Source organism: Nitrosococcus oceani ATCC 19707 (assembly GCF_000012805.1).
Taxonomy (GTDB): domain Bacteria; phylum Pseudomonadota; class Gammaproteobacteria; order Nitrosococcales; family Nitrosococcaceae; genus Nitrosococcus; species Nitrosococcus oceani.
This window is the reverse complement of sequence record NC_007484.1, coordinates 1,748,276-1,766,689: the sequence shown is the minus strand read 5'-3', so window position 1 is coordinate 1,766,689 and position 18,414 is coordinate 1,748,276. Positions and strand designations below refer to the sequence as shown.

The following is an 18,414-nucleotide window of genomic DNA, read 5'->3' as shown; positions in this document are numbered from 1 at the left end:
TCTTCTATCTACCCGCTAACAAACCCCTTTTCCTTTAAATACCTTTCTATATCTTCCTTCCCAAATCCTATTTTTCTGGCGACTCTATCCGCATGGCTTACTTTTGATATCCCTTCAATAATTTTGTAGGTGGGTCCTTCTCCTATAAACTGAACCTGAAAATACTGACCTATTTTATTTTCTTTAAATCGTTCCGCCAGCTCATGGTTATGGGTCACTAAAAGCGTATTATTTCCTATTCGATAAAACCCGTTGAGTACATGGAAAGAGGTCTCCAATTTTTCTGCGTGAGTCGTCCCTTCCGATAATTCATCTAAAATTATCAAGCTCTCTGGGCTCGTCATTAAAAACATATCCTTGGTTCTCTTAAGTTCTTTTCCAAACCGCCCTTCTACATCTTCCAAGGAGCTAATTTCAGGGACTTGGTAAAAAACACGATCAGCAACAGAAATTTCAGCATCTTCCGCGGGCACATAACAGCCTACTTGGGAGAGCAATTGAATTTGAGCGATTGTTTTGCAAAAGGCCGTTTTGCCGCCGCTATTGGGACCGCTAATAAAGGTGAGCTTTTGGCCATCCAGGTCAATATCATTGGGAACATAATTAGGGTTATCCTTACCCAGGATAGGATTTTTCGCCTCCCTGAGTATCAGGGTATGATTTTTTGCCGCAATAACTCGTGGCAGTACTGTAGGGCTACCAAACGATTTCCCATAATGATGAAAGGCAAGCAATTCATCCAACTTTCCCAAAGCTTCCAGCGCAGTATGTACGTCTTCCGATTCTTGGTAGCGTTTCTGCAAAGGATAGATGCAACTGTCACGGTCAAATGTACCCACCATAGGCATATAAAATATGAGGGCTGGCAGGAGAAAAAGTATCAGTATGGGCGAGGAAGAAAAAGAGATACCCAGCACCATAGGCCCATACATAAAGAGCGCAACAATTCCCAGCAATACTGCCAGTATAAAAAGTGGTTTAAACAAAGTTGGCCTGAATTTTACAGCAGGAATAAACCATTTTTTTTCTTCTCTCGTCCTAATTCCACTCTCTGTTAAATAAACGGGTCCTTTCATCAAAGAATGAATTTTAGTAGCGCCGAACCCCTTGAGATCATCAATTAGAATTCTGAGATAATTACTCTCTGGCGCAGGCAAAGTCCTTGCATCCTTAACCAGTTCGAGCATAAAAGTTGTTCCCCTTTCATAAGTAGCATAGCCATATCCCTCAATTTCAGTATCCCCTCTCGAACTGCCAAAAAAACCGGTAAATTTACTAAAAAGTAAACGGTAAAATGACTTTTCCCGTTTAGAAGCTTTTTTTGTCAATGATTCTATTTTTTCCCGAAGGCTAGGGTTCGACGCCAGCTCCTGTAATGCTTCTTGCTTGGCCTTGATGATTTTTATGTCAGCTAACGGCTGGGCCAAAGAGCGATAAAGCACGGCCTGGCCTATCACTGTATGGGCGGTATTTATCGCATCGAAAAGCCTATCCGCTTCTATCACCTGGAAGGTGGATTCATCAATCACCCCTTCTCCAACACGGGACGGTTGCGTTGAATGGGGCGATGGCGCAGCCTCACTTCCTTGCAAAATAGGCGGGTATATTCCATGTATCATTTCTCTTAGGTATTCTTTCAAGGAACTACTCATCAATCACTCCAAACGGTAATTCGTGAATCTTTCTTTTAATCATGTCTCTATCATTTAGTTAGGAAAGCACTATGTTCAATGATGTTTATGGCTGTCAATCCTCTAATCCGAAAACATCCCACTCCCCGATGGCAAAGACAGGAACTCCAGACCAAATTTTGGCCGTTGGAGGCCGTCTAACGCTCCTGTTAGGGCTACTCTTTACCCTGCTTGCCTGTGCTACTTATGGGGAGCGGGTAGCGCCCGTCCCTTTTCCCGAAGCTCAATCCGACCATGTGGATGTTGATGGCGCCAAAGTGGTTGCCCGGGCCTTCGCTAACAACAAGGAAGCCAATCAAGCCTTTGGCTTTGATATCCGCGGTGCTGGGCTATTTCCCATCCGTTTTGTTATCGACAACCAAAGCCCGCTGGCAGCCAGGGTAAGAGCGGATCAGACTTTTCTCGTTGACGATCAAGGCCAGGCTTGGCCTTTACTAACAGCCGAGCAAGCCTACCAACGAGTCCGCAGTCATGTGGAATTGGGAGAGACGGCAAAAGGGGCCAGCAAGCCCGCCGCGCTTCTTGGCGCCGCAGGCGCCTTGGCCGGCATGGCGATTGGAATCGTTACCGGGCAAAATATCGGTGAAATTACCGCCAAGGGAGCAGCCGCGGGCGCCGCCGCCGGCGCGCTCTATGGCGGCACCAAACGTCATGGCGAGCTCGATCAACAGATTCGTCAAGACTTGCTTCGAGAGTCCCTGCGCAACGAGCGCATCCGCCCCGGCGAGCTTGCCTATGGCTATCTCTTCTTTCCCGGCAAGGAGGAAGCCCATTCCGCCAAAGCATTACGCCTTGGGCTCAAACTGGGGGAAAAAAGCCATATCGTTACAATGGCCTTCTAACTAAACAGGCCCTGGTTAAGGTGGTAAGCTGCCTTAACCAGGGCCTTTTACCGCCCCTTATTCGCTAATTATTTCTTGTCTTGGGGCTTTCTTGGGAAAGGATATAATCCAGCCACTGGGCGGCCAGCCTATCCGGGAGACGGTTCTGAGTCTGGCGAGCCACCAGATTATCGATATCAATCCACGATAAAGGTTGCTCTTGCTCGGCACAGGAAAAAACCGCACGGGTACGCTTTCCCGTTTCTGGATCAATCTGCCACTGCAAGCACTGGGCGCAAACGCCCTTTAGCATACACTGCATCGGACTCCCCACCATGCCAATGGCTTTGAGATCAGGACGGAAAACTTCTTTCAGGCGCTCTTTTAAAGCCCCTTGAAAGCCCCGCAATAGACCGGTGGAACCCATCACCAGAAACCGATTCACTGCCGCCAGGGAAAGATATCGGCCACCGTCATGAGTTCCTAACTCGCTAGCGCCGTAACGCTGTAGCAACGCCACCATGTCTGTTTCCACCACGCTCAGATCCTGAGGCCGGCGGGGAGTAATTTTAGGCTCCCGTGCGGTACACCAGATGATCTGATCAGCAGCCATTTCAAGTTCATCCTGATGATCTAGCTCAGAGGCCGAACCAAAAGCGGCCACATAGAGGACCCGGTTGCCCGCCGCCCGCAAGGCGGGACCAATATCCAACATCACTGCCGCTCCCCAGCGGCCCGCGACCACTAGCACCGTCTCTCCCTGGGGAATGTCGGTAGGTGCGCCCGTTGGCCCCATGAGCACCAGGGGATCGCCTGGCTGCAAACGTCCCACCAAGCGGGGTCCAACCCCCCATTGCAGCACCATTAACCGGATCTGATCGTCCTTAACCCCCGTGCCGCTCACAGTCAGCAAGGGTATTTGCAGACGAGTTCCTTCTATCTCGGGGCTAGTGGACTCAAAGCTTTGCAGGCGGAAGAATTGGCCAGGGCGAAAATTGCGGGCGGCAAGGGGCGCCCGCACCCAAACTTCCACTACCGCAGGATTACTACAGTTAACTTGACTCACTCGCGGCGTGAGTAAATCGGCTATCTGCGCCTGAAAGATACTATAATCATCTTTATTTCCAGGCGGGCGCAGTGCCAGGGCGGCCATTACCTGAGGATAGCTACGCTTGCTTGAGGCAATCGCCTTAACCACGCTGCCTTGAAACACCGGATGGGTATCGCCGACAAAAGTGACCATCCGATGGTCCTGCTGGTAAGAAGTAAAGGGACCAAATTCCTCTGATTTACAGTGCTCGGCCACCTGCACCGGCTGCAAACCCTCAGCATGCTCCACATGGGGCAGAAAATGATCGGCTTCTAATTCAAGACTACCGGAATGCTCATGCTCATAAATGGTATTAGGCTTGGTACCCGCAGCAATGAACACGGCGCGGGCGGGCAAAGTGACTTCCTCCCGGGTTCCCAGCCAGCGGCCCTCCTCCTGTTTCATGCGTCGGCACACCAGCGCCGCCACATGGTCATACTTATCCAGCTCTGCCCGTAAGGGTTCCAGGCCCTCCGCATAATACAACCCTTCCTCCATGGCCTGAATCACCTCCTCATGGTTGCGCTGATAAGCAGGCGAGGCATTCAGTCCCTTGCGGTAAGCTAGAGTAACACCGCCCCAGGCATGCAAAAGAGGGATAAAATCGGGCGCTTCTCCTGCCTGGGCAGCCCGTTGCCGCTCAGCCCTGACCAAACGGCCATGGGTTAAAAATTCTTCTAGAATTGCCTCATCTTCCTCACCAAGACCCGCCCGCACCTGCTCCTCGCCCCGGGCTGCCGCCAACTTCTCATAGCGCGTGAGGATCTTCTCCACTTGCTTAATATAATAGGCTTGCACCTCCGTGGCGGTATCAATGGCCGTCAAACCACCACCAATGACCACGGCGGGTAGCCGAACTTGCAGATTGGCCAAGCTATTTTCTTTGCCAGCACCGGTGAGCTGCAGCGCCATCAGAAAATCGCTCGCCTGACGCATCCCCCGGGCCAGACTATTACCCATGGGAATGACCCGTGGCAAGCCAGCGCCGGTGGCGATGCAAGCATGATCAAATCCTAATTGCCAGGCATCCTCCAAGGTCAGGGTTCCCCCCAAGCGCACCCCTCCGAAAGCCTGGAACAAGGGGCGCCGAAGCAAACTGAGATAGATGAGTTTCAAAAAGTTCTTATCCCAACGCACGGTAATGCCATACTCGGCAACTCCGCCAAATCCTAGCAAAATACGCTCATCCAAGGACTCTCTAAGGGTGGACCAGTCCCGAATAGGCTGTTTCACAAGGGATTCGGGCAAAGGTTCCATCTTGAGCCCATCAATGCCCACGACGGTGCATCCTTCCATGGTCAAATGGTGGACCATGGTGAAACCCGCGGGCCCCATCCCCACCACCAACACCTTATGGCCGTTGTAAGGTTGAGGGAGAAACTGCCGCTGGCGCAAAGGATTCCAACGGGTGAGCAGATCATAGATCTCCACCCCCCAGGGTAAATCCAAAACATCCGTCAGCACTCGGGTTTCTATTTGGGGAATATCGACAGGGTCCTGTTTCTGATAGATACAGGACTTCATACAATCATTACAAATCCGATGCCCCGTGGCCGGCACCATGGGGTTGTCCACCATGGCAACGGCCAAAGCAGCGATGGTGCGTCCCTCCCGCTTCAGAGCATGCATCTCAGAGATTTTTTCCTCAACCGGGCAACCGGTCAGAATGACGCCTAGCGGATCGGTCTTAAACCCCAATTCGGGTTGATCCTTTTTTTCCGGAAAACCCTTGGAGCAGAAATCACCATCATGCTCATGGCAATAGATACAATAGTGAACCTCTCCCTGCACCGCCCGCGCCGGCATGCGTGGATCGGTGAGCTTAAATCCATCGCGGCGTCGAAAGGTAGCGGGATCGGCCTGGAGGCGCTGGAGCGAATCTTCTTCCCGGTGCTCTAAAGGAACGAGGCGGGCATGATCCACTTTTCGCGGCAAATGAAAACTGGTCCAACTGGCTACCGCCTGCCGTCCCTCCGGATCAGTCAACGCCAAAGCGCACCATTGGGTTAAAGCCTCGATAGCCTCCCCATTATTTTCCTGGTCCTGCAACAAACGCTGAGCCCATTGGGCAACCGCTCCTTCCCGATCAAACTCCGCCAATCCAGCTTTCTGAAGCTGCCCGCTCAACCATCGATCCAGGGCAGAGAAAGGCTGCTCGATAGGTTTCCGGTAGCGGCGCCCCCGGCGCAGCACCCATTCCTTTTTAAAAGCCATCACCGGATCATGGCTCAAGGTGGCACTGCGGCTAACGGCTAATGGCTCTTCAATGCCAAAGAAACTTGCTAAAAAATCTTCCAGATGAGGGGCCAAGGCCAAAAGTAATTTACTTTCCGCCACTGGCGGCAAGGGCTCTGGAGCCTGACGGTAACGGGCGAGGTGTTGATAAAGCTCAGAATCCTCACGCTTTAATAAATTCAAAAACTGTTTATCCAGAACTTCCAGTCCAGCGACCTGAAATAGCTCGGAGAAGGCAGTACCTTCAAGAGTCGGTGCATTGTCTGCTGCCATTCTTCCTCTCATCCTAGCAAAAACCGATAAAAAAATTACTTCGTCCAAACACGCTTAGTTACTTAATAACTACTTTAAAACGACTAGTTTACCTTGCTCAGATCTAAAATACCCACCATGATTATAAACCTGCGGGAAAGGATATAATTACGGGATAAGGATTAATTAGGCTTACACCAACACCAAACTAAACAGCAATAGGAAGAAACTTAGTAGAAATTGCTTGAATACACTTTAAAAGTATTTTAAACACCACTCAGATCCCGGCCGTCTGTAAAAACTCTACTTTAGACTTAACACGCTAGTGGACAGCAACGAATAAAAAAAGATACAGAGCATGTATTTAAGGCATCGAAATAGAGTGGTGATTTCGTAACAACGGGCGAGCGGATAACAAAAATGAAACCAGGTTTAGAAAGAATTTTCTCAGCTACCATCGTAAAATCAAGTGAGCTATTACACATAATGGAAATGCATGAAAACACCTAACAATTGCATCAAGTTGTTCGCTTCGCTCACTGGGACGCACCGCGATTCGCGCCCCTTATATAAAATGTTAGTCTCTGTTTCCCTCGCTACAGTTGATGAGTGGTGCTTAAATGATGAGAAAGAAGTACATTTATTGGAAAGATGATGATATGTGGCTCGGATATCTTGAAGAATTTCCGGACTACTGGGCAAGAAGGTGAAACAGAGGAAGAATTAAAGGAACATTTAATCGATATCTACAAGGAATTGACAAGCAGCAATATTCCTAACGTTCGTAGGATCGCTGAGCTTGAGATATCGTGAAAAGACGGGATCTGATCAAGAAACTTGAAGAAATGGGTTGCGTCTTTATTCGCCATGGCGGAAAGCATGATTGGCATCAAAATCCCAAGACAAAACCCTTGCAGTCGGACAGCTCGCAGCCGCTGAAACGCACCGTTAGGTTTCACGGAGAGTGAATCATCGGCATTAAGTCACTAATTCCATTCGGGTTGTCAATGTGGCTAGCGTCCCAAGAGGGTGGAATTACTAGTGTATATGCCCTTCTTTCAGAACACCGGTGATTGCTCGCCAAGGTGAGCTGAAAGAGTGGCCTTTTCCCATAGAAGTAGAGGCGTTCACGAAGAGACAAAAAAGGAATGTGAATATTCGTTCGCGGTTTCCGCTCGCCTAATTAACTCTCCAGTTATCAGTAAAGCGTATAGCAAGCATGGGCACTTAGCTAGTTGTGTGAAAATCCCGATTAGCAGGTGTTCGCAACGCCGAAGGCTAGCCTTGTTTCAGAAGACATAAGAATACCTATTTCAACCCTATTCAGGTTAAAGTGATAGACTGGAAAAGCATCTAAATCACCCTTAACCTGCGGAGGAGGTATTCATGATTTTCCGCGACGAAGCACTGGAATACCACCGGCGGGGCCGGGCGGGCAAGCTAGAGGTCATCCCCAGCAAGCCTTGTCTTACCCAGCATGACCTGGCGTTGGCCTATTCCCCCGGGGTAGCCGAGCCTTGCCGAGAAATTCATCGCTCTCCCGATGATGTCTATCTTTATACCGGTAAAGGCAATTTGGTAGCGGTCGTCACCAATGGCACTGCGGTACTCGGCTTGGGTCCTCTGGGGCCACTGGCCAGTAAACCGGTAATGGAAGGCAAAGGGGTGTTATTCAAACGCTTTGCCGATATCGATGTGTTTGATATCGAACTCAATGCCCCCACCGCCGAGGAGGTGATTCAAGCCTGTCAGTTGCTTGAACCTACTTTCGGCGGCATCAACCTGGAGGATATTGCCGCCCCCGATTGCTTCCATATTGAAGAACGGTTAAGAGAAACTCTGACTATCCCGGTTTTCCATGACGATCAACATGGTACCGCCATTATCTCGGGTGCGGCTCTGCTCAATGCCTGCGAACTGGCAGGCAAACGGCTAGAGGATATCAAGCTGGTCATGAATGGCGCTGGCGCGGCCAGTATTGCCTGCGCCAAATTTTATCTTACCCTGGGCGTGGACCCGGATAACTTGCTCCTCTGCGATAGCAAGGGGGTGCTCTATAAGGGACGGGAGGATCTGATGCCCGGCCGCCCCCGCTATAATGAATACAAAGCCCAATTTATCCGGCCTACCCGGCTCCGTACCTTGCCAGAAGCCCTGGCGGGAGCAGATGCCTTCTGCGGACTGTCCGTGGCCAATGTGGTCACGCCCGACATGGTGCGCTCCATGAACGACAATCCCATTATTTTTGCTTTGGCCAATCCCGATCCGGAAATCACCTACCCCGATGCCCTGGCCGCCCGCCCCGATGTAATTATGGCCACCGGCCGCAGCGACTACCCGAATCAAGTCAATAATGTACTCGGCTTTCCTTTCATTTTCCGGGGCGCGCTGGATGTCCGGGCCCGTGCCATCAATGAAGCCATGAAAGTCGCCGCAGCCCAGGCCCTAGCTGCCCTGGCTAAGGAAGGGGTGCCAGAAAGTGTCTGCCGGGCTTACGGCATGGAAAGAATCGAATTTGGCCGGGAATACCTCATTCCCAAGCCCTTTGATCCCCAGGTATTACTGGAAGTCACCACTGCGGTAGCGAAAGCGGCTGGCGAATCAGGGGTAGCCCGTGTTCCTATCAGGGATTTTAGAGCCTACCGGGAACAATTGGAACGCCGTCTGGGACGCTCCAAAGAGGTTATGCGGCAAGTCATCAACAAGGCCAGGCGCCGCTCTCAACTGTCTACCCAACACCTTGAGTCTAAAACCTCTCCCGTGGAAAAGCCGGTTTCCCCCGGCCCGCTCCGGATTGCTTTTCCCGAGGGAGATGATAAACGCATCATTCGTGCCGCTGCCCGGATTGTCAAAGAAGGTATCGGCAAGCCCGTGCTGCTTGGCAAACCTGATGAGATCCAAGCCTTAGCAAAACAACTCTCCGTTAACTTGGAGGGAATCGATCTACTCGACTCCCAGACCCACCCCCAGCGGGAGGATTTGGCCCAGCAGTTCTTTGCCATGCGAGCCCGCAAGGGCGTGACCTTAGCCGAAGCCCGGCGCTATATGCTACGCCGCCATTACTATGCCCCCATGCTATTACTGCAAGGGGAAGTGGAAGCGGTGGTCTGTGGCGAGACCTACCATTATCCTGACTCCATCCGCCCTGCCCTGCAAATCCTCCCCCTGGCTAAAGGAATTTCCCATGCCTCCGGGCTTTATATGCTCTTGTTCAAAAACCGGCTTATCTTTTGCGCCGATACCACCGTCAATATTACCCCCGATGCGGAAACCCTGGCCGAAATCGCCCTATCGGCGGCAGATACGGCGCACCACTTCGATATTGAACCTCGGGTTGCTCTGCTCTCCTTTTCCAATTTTGGCTCGGTTAAACATTCCTTAGTTGACTTGGTCCAAGCAGCGGTGAAAATCCTGCACCGCCGGCGTCCGGATTTGGTTGTAGACGGGGAAATGCAGGCCGACACCGCCACTAATGAAGACATTCTCTCTTCCACCTACCCCTTCAGTCGGCTGAAGGAAGACGCTAACGTGCTGATATTCCCTGATCTGACCTCAGGGAATATCGCCTATAAGCTACTGGTGGAATTGGGCGGCGCCGAGGCCATCGGGCCAATCTTGACGGGCTTATCCAAGCCCTATCATGTATTGCAACGGGATGCTTCCGTGGACGCTATCGTGAACATTGCCGCTATTGCCGCGGTGCAGGCGCAGGAAATCGAACTTTCCCAGCAAGCTTGATACTTGATAAGCCATCCTCTAGGCGCTGACCACCATCATCACCGGCGTAAAATCTAGAAACGTATCCCCGCCTGATGGCGCATCTCCCGGATTTTACGCTTATTCACCACGCGTTCCTTGGCGCTGTCGTTGATCATGTCATAAATCGCCTGGGTAGGACTTTGAACCTCAAGAGTCGTATCTGGCGCCATTCGATAGCAATTCCGATGTTTGAAGAAGCTTATAGTACTTTTTCGTCCAATTGAGGTTCAAAGACCGTGGACATCCAGGCTTTGCTGAGCCAATGGCGGGATTGGTGGTGAAGCTTTAAGAAGTAGAGGGCTCTCTTGATAATCACTAAGCTGCGGGGAGATCAGTGTCATGGATTAGATGCGCGGAGAGTCTGGCTCACAATAGGAGCGAATAATTCCCATGCTTGCTCAAATTCCTTGTCAAGCTGCGCTCTATAGGCATCCAAGTCTTTCCAAAATTCCTCATCACTAGGCGGGATGGATTTAAAGGCTGGCCACCAACGCTCAGAGCCAAAGCCATAACCTTGAGCACAATGTTGACAGCTTTGCTGGAGTCTATCGTGGAGTATCCTGCTCCCTTGCAGGTTGGGATCAATCCGAACGCCGACATAAGGTGAACCGGTAGGAGACAGAAGATCCACGGAGGGCTTATACCATTCCAAACCAATGCTTACCCGGGGCAAAGTCCCTTCAGATTCACCCCATTCCGGTAGAAACCGTAAAATCCTTGGCCAGGAGCTATTAAAATCCCAGCAAATCTTCCAGGAATCTGGGGCTGAATTTTGTTGATCTTTAGCAAAATCTCCAAGCGTTTGAAGGAATTCATTGATAACTTTCCGAGCCTCCGGCTCAATAGCGGCCCACTGGCGAATCAGCTTATGGTGGCGGAGAAAAAATTGGATGCGTTCATCTTCAATTCGTTTCATAACACCTCTTTTTGAAGAGTGGCTAAGTAGCTACGCGCGGAAGCTCTGCCTGGAGCATCCGGATTACCTTGTGGACTGCTTTCTAGAGCTGCCATCAGCAATCGCTGTATTTGGCGGTAACTTATGGGTCTAAAATGCGCCCGAACACAAGCGGGCGCTGATGAGGGCGTCCTACCATTGGAGGTCAAGAAGATAAACCAGGCATTTTCACGCCTAAATGCTTCGAACAGACGCTGGCATTGGTTATCCCCTTCCGAGGCATCTATCTTGTTCTCTATGATGATTAAACCGCTAACGGTCGAAATGACGATATCCGCCCTCGCTTCCACACGGGCCACTTCGGTCTCAATAGAGAGGATATCCTCAGGTGCCAATTTAGTTACGAGCGGGGGGAGCTTCGCTGCTTGAAGAAATCCCCGGAGAAATTTAATCCCAAGCCCATGAGGCGATAGGGGATCAAGCAACCAGCGTAAAATAGCCGAATGATAAAGCTCTCTCCGGGCCTTGCCGATGACAGAAAGGATGTCCGCAGGCCCTCTCACCCACCGCCCCGAGTTGATAAGCCTCTTCTGCTCATCTTTTAGCTCAGAAAGGCGCGTTTCCCACTGAATCACTCTGGCATGAATGCGTTTACGGCGAGCCGCTTTATGCAGCTCAAGCACATGGGACCATTCATCCTGGAGTGCTTCAAAAGTTTTTTCATCAAGGGGGGTCATTGGGTAAAGAAAAAAATTAAGCGTGCGGTGAATGTTTTCTCTTTTTCGGCGTCAAACTGAATTCCTTCAGAATTTCTTTACTCAGCGCGGAATTCTTTCAACTGGGACCAGCGAGCACATTTGAACAGGAACCTACGGTTTTGAATTCCCAAGAAGCGCAGGGATAGCGCAATGAAATTGGTTTAAAAAAGTTGGCGCATATAATCGTTGTCCCAGGCTACTTTTCTGCATCTGCCACGCAGACTAGTTTTGTTGGAGCGGTCCCGGACGAGCAGACTGATGGCGATCTTGCGAAGCAGGGCGAAGTTGCCTCCCGCCATGGGGTCGTGAACACGGCACTCATCTTCCCGGAAGCTAGAATTGCCAGCACGGTATGCAATATAATCATGGCCATGATTAGCCTTGAGGGCGAGCATATTATCGTCAACAGCACCTACGATTTTTCGAGCACACGGCGCACCAAAGTCAGCAGATAAATTAGGCGTATAATACCTTAGCGATATCCGTAGCTATCTGGCGTATACCCTGAGAGGTACGCCGATCCCCTGTGCTTCATGGGCTATTCTAGCCCACCAGGCGGGCTTCGGGCTAATATTATGGGTTGAGTATAATGGCCACCACCAGGGCCAAGCTGACCCAGGAGAAAGCCGCTATCGAGGGGCAATTTAAACAATGGTCCTTGTGAACGAGGGCAAAATCCACAAGCCGTTGCAACCCTTGACCATCGGCGGGACCGGGGTAGTAAAGTGCCGGCCAATAACTCATTGGCCATCACATCAGTCCCATCGACAGAGCCGAGAGCACCACTAATATCAAACCATTGAGCACCAAGACGATCGGCCAGACGTGGGATCGGGAGACGACCGACGCGTCCGCCGTAACACCTGTCGCAAATATTGCCTGTTGCGGTGGTGGTGCATCTTGTGCGATACGACAGGCCATCATCACGCGTGGTACTGCGGCCATAGTCGCCAACGACGCCGCAACGTTCTGAAACGCCACCAACGTCAGCACCGGGTAGCCAATCGCCTGCGCCGCTTGCGCCTGGCTAGCGGCAAACATGGCACTTGCCCCGGTGTTCGAGCCGGTCAGAAAGCCGCCGAGCGCGCCAATCCAGGGCGCAAGGGCCGGATAGGCGGGTCCTAGTTGCGCGCCGGCCTGGGCCAGCACCGTGCTCATCCCGGTGCTGCTCAACAACGTGCCTAACGCTAGGAACAGTACCGTAGCTAGGGCGATCGGCCACCAGCCGCTAAGCGTCTGGCGCAGCGCCCTCGGCTGGGCCTGCATGGATTGGCCAAGCAGTACGGGTGTCAACGCAGCGGTTACCAGCAACCAAGTCGCGGGACTGTGCAGCACCCTCAACCAGGCGGGCGCCTTGCCAGGCCACAAGGCCATCCATGCCGAGGTCACAAGCAGTCCCGCAATCAGCATCGCGTAAGGCGCCAGATCGCGGCGAACCAGCAGTGGGATGACCAGCGACTGCCGCTCATACAAACGCACCCGAATCAATAAGGCGCTGATACTGGCCAAACTACCCAATACCCCGGCCAGTGGCGTTCCGAGAACGACGTTGACGCCCCAGACCGCAACCCAGAGCACGCCAGCGGTCAGTACCAAATCAGGCCAGGCGGCCGCGGCACGCCGCCCGCCGACACCCAGCGTCAGAGCCCCCGCACCCATCAATATAAAGACTGGCCCCGACAGCAACGCGGAGGCAATGCCCAACGCCTGAAAATCAATGCCAGTCAAGCGGGCCGCGACCAGTGTACCGGGTCCCAATGAGCCCCACGGGACGATGATCAGTCCCAACAGCCCGAGTATGGCGGCGTGAACCCGAGGGAAGCCGAATTGGATCAGCAGCGGAATACCGACCACAACGCCGATCCCGAAACCCGTCATCGACTCCGCGAACGGCACCACGCCGAGTACGACCAGCAGGACCGCCCGAGCCGGATCGCGACACATACCCGTCAGCCAGCCGGCCAGGCGCTGCTGCGCGCCGGTCGCTGTCAATATCCGGCTCAGCCAAAGGCCACCGAACAAGATGGCTGCAACCTCGACAAACAGCGACGCCATTGCAGCCTGGGCGGATAAGATTGGGCCCATTTCGGCGGCAAACACTCCCATCGCCACACCCACGCCACAGGCCAGCGCGGTCGCGGCCGTCCCGATCGGTCCGACGCGGAACACGAGCATCCCAAGCGCGACCCCGATGGGCAACGCAGCCCAGACCGCCATCATGGCAAGCCCACGCGATCAACTACGCCTGGTCGCCCGAACCAAAATGCGCTATGTGCACTCATGTTTACTCAGAAATCGAATAATTAATAGCGTGTAGCGGGTTAGTCGAAGCCCGATAGTCGGGTGCAACGACATGATAGCCGTCATTCAGTAGCAGGATGAAGTTCCAGAACAAAGGCGACGAGGTAGGGAATCCGTGCTTGGTGTCCGGCCCCTTGGTAGAAAATATCTAGTCCGACGTAATGAACGCGTGGCGCGGGGGTTAGCTCAGTCATTAGATTTCTCCTGTGACCTGGTATCAAACTACCGGCGCAAGCACACGATCCAGCAGAGCTTGGAGGGTCCGATCAAATGACGCGGTTGTGGCCAGGCCGCACGCTATGAAAACGAAGCTCGGACGATCAAGCACTTGGTCGCGGGATACCAACGAAGCGGACATGGAATGGAACATCTCAACGACGCCGAAGTCACAAATCTATCACATTATACCGTCGGTTCGGTATAAGGCGATACTGCAATTTCCGATAGATCCGACGACTAAAACCGTTATGCGCCACGAGCGACTTAGCGTACGATTTTTCCCGTTTCGTGGGCCGATCCCTAGTAAGTAATTGAGAGGTATTAAAGGTTTTCCCAGTCTAAGTTACCTATGCTCATTGATCTACGATCAAATGGTGCTGATTCTAGAGCAACCGGAGGACAAGCAACGGTGGTAATAGCATCTAATTTCTGCGATCGCCGTTCCTATTTAACCCTCGATACTTCCCGCTGGGTAGGTCACCCTCCCATTTTTATGAACGCACGCGCCTGCGGTCAGCTTTGCCGGTTCAGCCCTATCCCTGCCTATTAAATGAATAACGCTCTCACCACGGGCAATGAGATGATCCGCGACAATCCGCCGATGGCAACGCCACCATACGGCTTCCGAACACATCATCACGCATCGTCGTGCATGCCCCAGCGCGATTAGCCGATCCAGGCCAGCGCGGAATGAGACACTGAGAGCATAATCGGCATAATTTTGAAAGCTTCGGTTTTCCCAGAAGCTATTAACAGTCGGCTCTACAGACTTGGCCTTGCCACGCAATCCGCCCAGCTCGGCGATGTGTTCGTAGCCAATTTGAAAGGCGGTCAGCGTATTTGGCAGTATATCCTTATTGTATTGCGGATTAGTTCTCGATTTTGGCACCGAGCGGATGTCGGCCACAACCGTCACCTGGGCTGCTCTCAGCAGATCGAGAAAGGCATCGAGCGTCCGCGCGGAATGGCCGATCGTGTAGAATGGAAGCACCCTCTCGTCTATTTGCGTGCCGACTTCGTAAGCGCACTGCCTTTATGTGCTGCGATATGATCAGTCTTATCGCTTTTAATTTCATATTGCGGATCGTCGACGGAAGCGCGATGCGTGTGGCCCTTGTAGTCAAAGTCGCTGGTATGGACCTTCTGGATCGTCCCGCTGACGCGGCCAGCTTCCGAGTTCCACGTTACGTGATCGCCAACTTTAAATTTCTCAGTCATGTGAATATCCTTGATCGTAGTAATTTAATTATAACTGGTAACATAACAGGGTAAATGGATCCAGCGAGGCTGCTTCCGACTGCTAAGGACGCCGCCAAAGGCTGAGCATACGATTTTTTTGAATTCTCCGGCCATCCCTATTTCAGGAAGCAAAGCAGGACTCTCTCCCTACTTCAGGCCAATTTAATACGCAGGGTACGGCCAACAGCGGAGGCAGCGAGCTGCACCTTCTCGTTGTTCAGGTCCAGCAGACGATCGAGCTGGGCGCAACTGATCTTCATATGGCGCGCCATGGCGGTCGTGGTAAGTCCCTTGACCTCCATGGCTTCAGTAATCTGCCAGGTTAGCATGCGCTTGAAGGCATGGGGGGGTAGCTTCCTCAAAAATGCCCTCCTCCTTCAGGAAGAGCCGATGTGTTTGTGGGTCATTTCTCTATCTCCTTAGCAATCTGGTAAATCCCCTCGCCACGGGCTTCGGCTTCATTCATGCCACCGCCCCGTGCTTGAGGACGGTGTCAGATTTTACGGTCAGTTCTCCAGTGAAGGCATTGTGCAGGAAGGATTGCTTCAGTTCAGCAAGGGCGGTGAGTCTTTGCTGGTAAACTTCAGATAAATTCTCATACTCATCCGAAATAAAATCAATTTTTCTACCAAGCGCTTTTAAGTTTCTAGTGATGGTAATGTAAGCGTTAGCACCTTCGAATCAGGCACGCGCATATGCTGAACTGTGGAGTCTGAAGCCAAATTTCTTATTTGGCTCTGAAAATCATTTGATCGGAGGGCATAAAGCAAAAATCGACTTAACATCTTTTAATTTGGTCGGCCAGAATGACCTTAGCTTGCTCCACATCGGTGTTGGGATGCTCAAAGTCGCGGAACACACGGCCACTACCGCACGCAATTCTGAAGCTTAGCCTGCAGAGGTGAGATACTTTTTTGTTTTAACTAAACCGAGTAGTTTTCTGACTCTTTAGATGTTCACTAGATATTGCACTTCGTGTAGCCTTCTTCACCCAGGAGCAAGCTCAAAAACATATTTTAGCGCCATGAATATCTCCTTATAATTCCGCCCCTATCTCTACTCCTTGAGGTTAACTTTCCAAACCGTGATGATAGTCACTTTTATCATTTACCTCGCCGTCATGCTGCTGCTTGGCCTGCTGGCCTACGTCCGGACCCGGGATTTATCCGACTATATCCTTGGGGGCCGCAAGCTCGGAAGTTGGACCACTGCCTTGAGTGCAGGGGCTTCTGACATGAGTGGTTGGCTCCTTTTGGGACTACCTGGCTACGCTTATCTTCATGGCTTGGAAGCTGGCTGGATTGCCCTCGGTTTATGGTTGGGCACCTATGGCAACTGGCGCCTGGTGGCTGCCCGGTTGCGGGCCTATTCCACGGCTGCTGGAGATTCACTCACCTTGCCGGAATTTTTGGCTCAGCGCTTTCATGATCATCGCCATCTGCTACGCTGCGTTGCGGCAGCTTTCATTCTGATTTTTTTCTTGTTTTATACCAGTGCAGGCTTGGTGGCGGGGGGAAAACTGTTCAACGCCGTCTTCGGTCTACCCTATACGTGGGCCGTAACCGCCGGTACCCTGGCCATTATGAGCTATACTTTCGTCGGGGGATTTCTCGCCGTCTCCTGGACCGACCTGGTGCAGGGCCTATTGATGCTGCTCGCCCTGCTCGCCGTTCCTGTGGTCGCCATTCTCCACCTGGGGGGCTGGCAGGCCACCTTGGCCGGCATTGATGCTGAACGGCTCTACCTGTTTGTAGCGACGACCGATGAGCCCCTAGGGGCTATCGCTATTCTCTCCCTGCTAGGATGGGGGTTAGGGTATTTCGGCCAACCTCATATTCAGGTTCGTTTCATGGCCATTCATTCCCTTAACGCCGTGCCCCAGGCGCGGCGGATCGCCATGGGTTGGGTGACCCTGACCTTAATCGGCGCCCTCTTGGTGGGAATTACGGGAGCCTCCTTCTTACATCCACCCCTTTCCACGGCTGACAGCGAAAAAGTATTCATTGAAATGGTCAGTATCCTCTTCCACCCCTTGCCTGCCGGAGTCCTACTAGCCGCTATCCTGGCAGCTATAATGAGCACCACCGATTCCCAACTATTGGTCTGCTCGGCGGTATTTACCGATGACTTTTATAAAGCCCTCCTGCGCCATCAAGCAAGTGCTCGGGAATTGGTCTATGTGAGCCGGGCCACCGTCGTCATCATTGCTTCCCTGGCATTATGGCTAGCCCTCGATCCGGAAAGCCAAGTTTTGGAACTAGTGGCCTATGCCTGGGCTGGGTTTGGCGCTGCTTTTGGCCCCACCCTCCTCATGGCCCTTTACTGGAAACGAATGACCCGACAAGGAGCACTAGCTGGAATTATCGTGGGAGGAATGACGATTTTATTATGGAAGCAGTTAAACGGGGGAATTTTTGACCTCTACGAACTGGTGCCCGGCTTTATTTTCTCAGCTATCGCCATTGTCGGCGCTAGTTTGCTAAGCACCGCCCCTGGAATCGAGATCGAACGGCAATTTAATGCGATTGCTAACAATACCAAGCCTTTTAATACAAACAATAATACTGAGGATCGCCAAACCTAAATTTAAGAAAAATAAATTAGGCTTCATCAAGAAGAGCCCCGCCGATCATCCCGCTCCTGCAACAACCAATATACGCTTCCAAGAGCAAGGGAAGACAATGCTAGCGCTGCTAGCAGAGAAGCCGATATTGCTGAGATATCTAGAATAATAAATTTTCGTGCTAAAGCAAGCAGGGCGATCAGTAGCACGGTCTTAACCTGGATAATCCGTTCCTTACGCTCTATTACCCTCAATATAGAGTGTTTAAACTCCATGGCAATGAGTAACGTCATGATATTACCAAACACCGTTTGGAAAACAGCATGATCCAAGGGATCGCGGGATTGAATGACAATCAAAGTCCAGACCGAGCCCATCAGCCGCCACAAAGCAATTAATATGATGGCCGCAATCAATCCTGTTAATACCAGCGCAACAGCATGCTCAAATCGCTCATAAAAGCTCATGAGCGACCAATAGCGCCGAGTGTCTCCCATAATTTCCCTCGGCCCTTCTAAAATTTTTTCTGTCTCTCCCGCTGTCTTGGCCATCGTCCTTTTCTACCCATTACGGTGAACCTGAATTTATACT

General features: G+C 51.9%; 16 protein-coding genes. 4 read left to right on the top strand and 12 right to left on the bottom strand.

Annotated elements, in window-relative coordinates; genetic code table 11:
- Positions 1-8: 8 nt before the first annotated feature.
- Positions 9-1,652, bottom strand: coding sequence for a MutS-related protein (locus NOC_RS08540; RefSeq protein WP_011330702.1), 1,644 nt, complete (start codon positions 1,650-1,652; stop codon positions 9-11).
- A gap of 71 nt (positions 1,653-1,723) precedes the next feature.
- Here NOC_RS08540 and NOC_RS08535 point away from each other — a divergent pair, with 71 nt between their 5' ends.
- Entirely contained in the window at positions 1,724-2,533 is an 810-nt protein-coding gene (locus NOC_RS08535; RefSeq protein ID WP_002808608.1) for a hypothetical protein, read from the top strand.
- 64 nt (positions 2,534-2,597) lie between these two features.
- On the opposite strand, the gene NOC_RS08530 is transcribed toward NOC_RS08535, so the two are convergent.
- Positions 2,598-6,110 (bottom strand): FAD-dependent oxidoreductase, encoded by a 3,513-nt coding sequence (locus tag NOC_RS08530; protein WP_011330701.1) that lies wholly within the window; start codon positions 6,108-6,110, stop codon positions 2,598-2,600.
- A 1,365-nt stretch (positions 6,111-7,475) separates the two neighbouring features.
- Here NOC_RS08530 and NOC_RS08520 point away from each other — a divergent pair.
- Positions 7,476-9,827 carry an NADP-dependent malic enzyme gene (locus NOC_RS08520; RefSeq protein ID WP_002808659.1) on the top strand — a complete coding sequence of 784 codons (2,352 nt, stop codon included), beginning with the start codon at positions 7,476-7,478 and terminating at the stop codon, positions 9,825-9,827.
- A gap of 53 nt (positions 9,828-9,880) precedes the next feature.
- Here NOC_RS08520 and NOC_RS17725 read toward each other — a convergent pair whose 3' ends face one another.
- The 3 genes from NOC_RS17725 to NOC_RS08510 all read right to left on the bottom strand — a co-directional run bounded on the left by NOC_RS17725 (position 9,881) and on the right by NOC_RS08510 (position 11,480).
- Positions 9,881-10,018 (bottom strand): hypothetical protein, encoded by a 138-nt coding sequence (locus NOC_RS17725; protein ID WP_002810329.1) that lies wholly within the window; start codon positions 10,016-10,018, stop codon positions 9,881-9,883.
- A gap of 167 nt (positions 10,019-10,185) precedes the next feature.
- A complete protein-coding gene (locus NOC_RS08515) occupies positions 10,186-10,764 on the bottom strand; it encodes a hypothetical protein (RefSeq protein ID WP_002809298.1) in 579 nt (192 codons plus the stop codon).
- A complete protein-coding gene (locus NOC_RS08510) occupies positions 10,761-11,480 on the bottom strand; it encodes a PD-(D/E)XK nuclease family protein (RefSeq protein WP_002810120.1) in 720 nt (239 codons plus the stop codon). Before NOC_RS08510 ends, NOC_RS08515 begins: the two co-directional genes overlap by 4 nt.
- A gap of 191 nt (positions 11,481-11,671) precedes the next feature.
- Here NOC_RS08510 and NOC_RS18640 point away from each other — a divergent pair, with 191 nt between their 5' ends.
- Positions 11,672-11,956, top strand: a complete 285-nt coding sequence (locus NOC_RS18640; RefSeq protein WP_011330700.1) for a hypothetical protein — start codon at positions 11,672-11,674, stop codon at positions 11,954-11,956.
- Between the two features lie 118 nt (positions 11,957-12,074).
- Here NOC_RS18640 and NOC_RS17415 read toward each other — a convergent pair whose 3' ends face one another.
- The 6 genes from NOC_RS17415 to NOC_RS08485 form a co-directional block, all read right to left on the bottom strand.
- Positions 12,075-12,245 carry a hypothetical protein gene (locus NOC_RS17415; RefSeq protein WP_002808657.1) on the bottom strand — a complete coding sequence of 57 codons (171 nt, stop codon included), beginning with the start codon at positions 12,243-12,245 and terminating at the stop codon, positions 12,075-12,077.
- Positions 12,246-12,251: 6 nt separating this feature from the next.
- Positions 12,252-13,721 (bottom strand): L-lactate permease, encoded by a 1,470-nt coding sequence (locus tag NOC_RS08500; RefSeq protein WP_002809910.1) that lies wholly within the window; start codon positions 13,719-13,721, stop codon positions 12,252-12,254.
- A 143-nt stretch (positions 13,722-13,864) separates the two neighbouring features.
- On the bottom strand, positions 13,865-13,996 hold the full coding sequence (locus tag NOC_RS18385; RefSeq protein WP_002809252.1) for a hypothetical protein: 132 nt from the start codon (positions 13,994-13,996) through the stop codon (positions 13,865-13,867).
- A gap of 473 nt (positions 13,997-14,469) precedes the next feature.
- Positions 14,470-15,012, bottom strand: a complete 543-nt coding sequence (locus NOC_RS08495) for a DUF488 domain-containing protein (RefSeq protein WP_002810610.1) — start codon at positions 15,010-15,012, stop codon at positions 14,470-14,472.
- A gap of 8 nt (positions 15,013-15,020) precedes the next feature.
- Entirely contained in the window at positions 15,021-15,239 is a 219-nt protein-coding gene (locus tag NOC_RS08490) for a DUF2945 domain-containing protein (RefSeq protein ID WP_011330698.1), read from the bottom strand.
- 173 nt (positions 15,240-15,412) lie between these two features.
- Positions 15,413-15,622, bottom strand: a complete 210-nt coding sequence (locus NOC_RS08485) for an XRE family transcriptional regulator (protein ID WP_049750812.1) — start codon at positions 15,620-15,622, stop codon at positions 15,413-15,415.
- 725 nt (positions 15,623-16,347) lie between these two features.
- On the opposite strand from NOC_RS08485, the gene putP reads away from it, so the two are divergent.
- The gene (gene putP, locus NOC_RS08480) at positions 16,348-17,844 is read left to right on the top strand and encodes a sodium/proline symporter PutP (RefSeq protein WP_002808707.1); all 1,497 of its coding nucleotides are present in this window, start codon (positions 16,348-16,350) and stop codon (positions 17,842-17,844) included.
- A 26-nt stretch (positions 17,845-17,870) separates the two neighbouring features.
- Here the strand turns inward: putP and NOC_RS08475 are convergent, their stop codons facing one another.
- On the bottom strand, positions 17,871-18,374 hold the full coding sequence (locus NOC_RS08475) for a phosphate-starvation-inducible PsiE family protein (RefSeq protein ID WP_002811152.1): 504 nt from the start codon (positions 18,372-18,374) through the stop codon (positions 17,871-17,873).
- Positions 18,375-18,414: the final 40 nt, after the last annotated feature.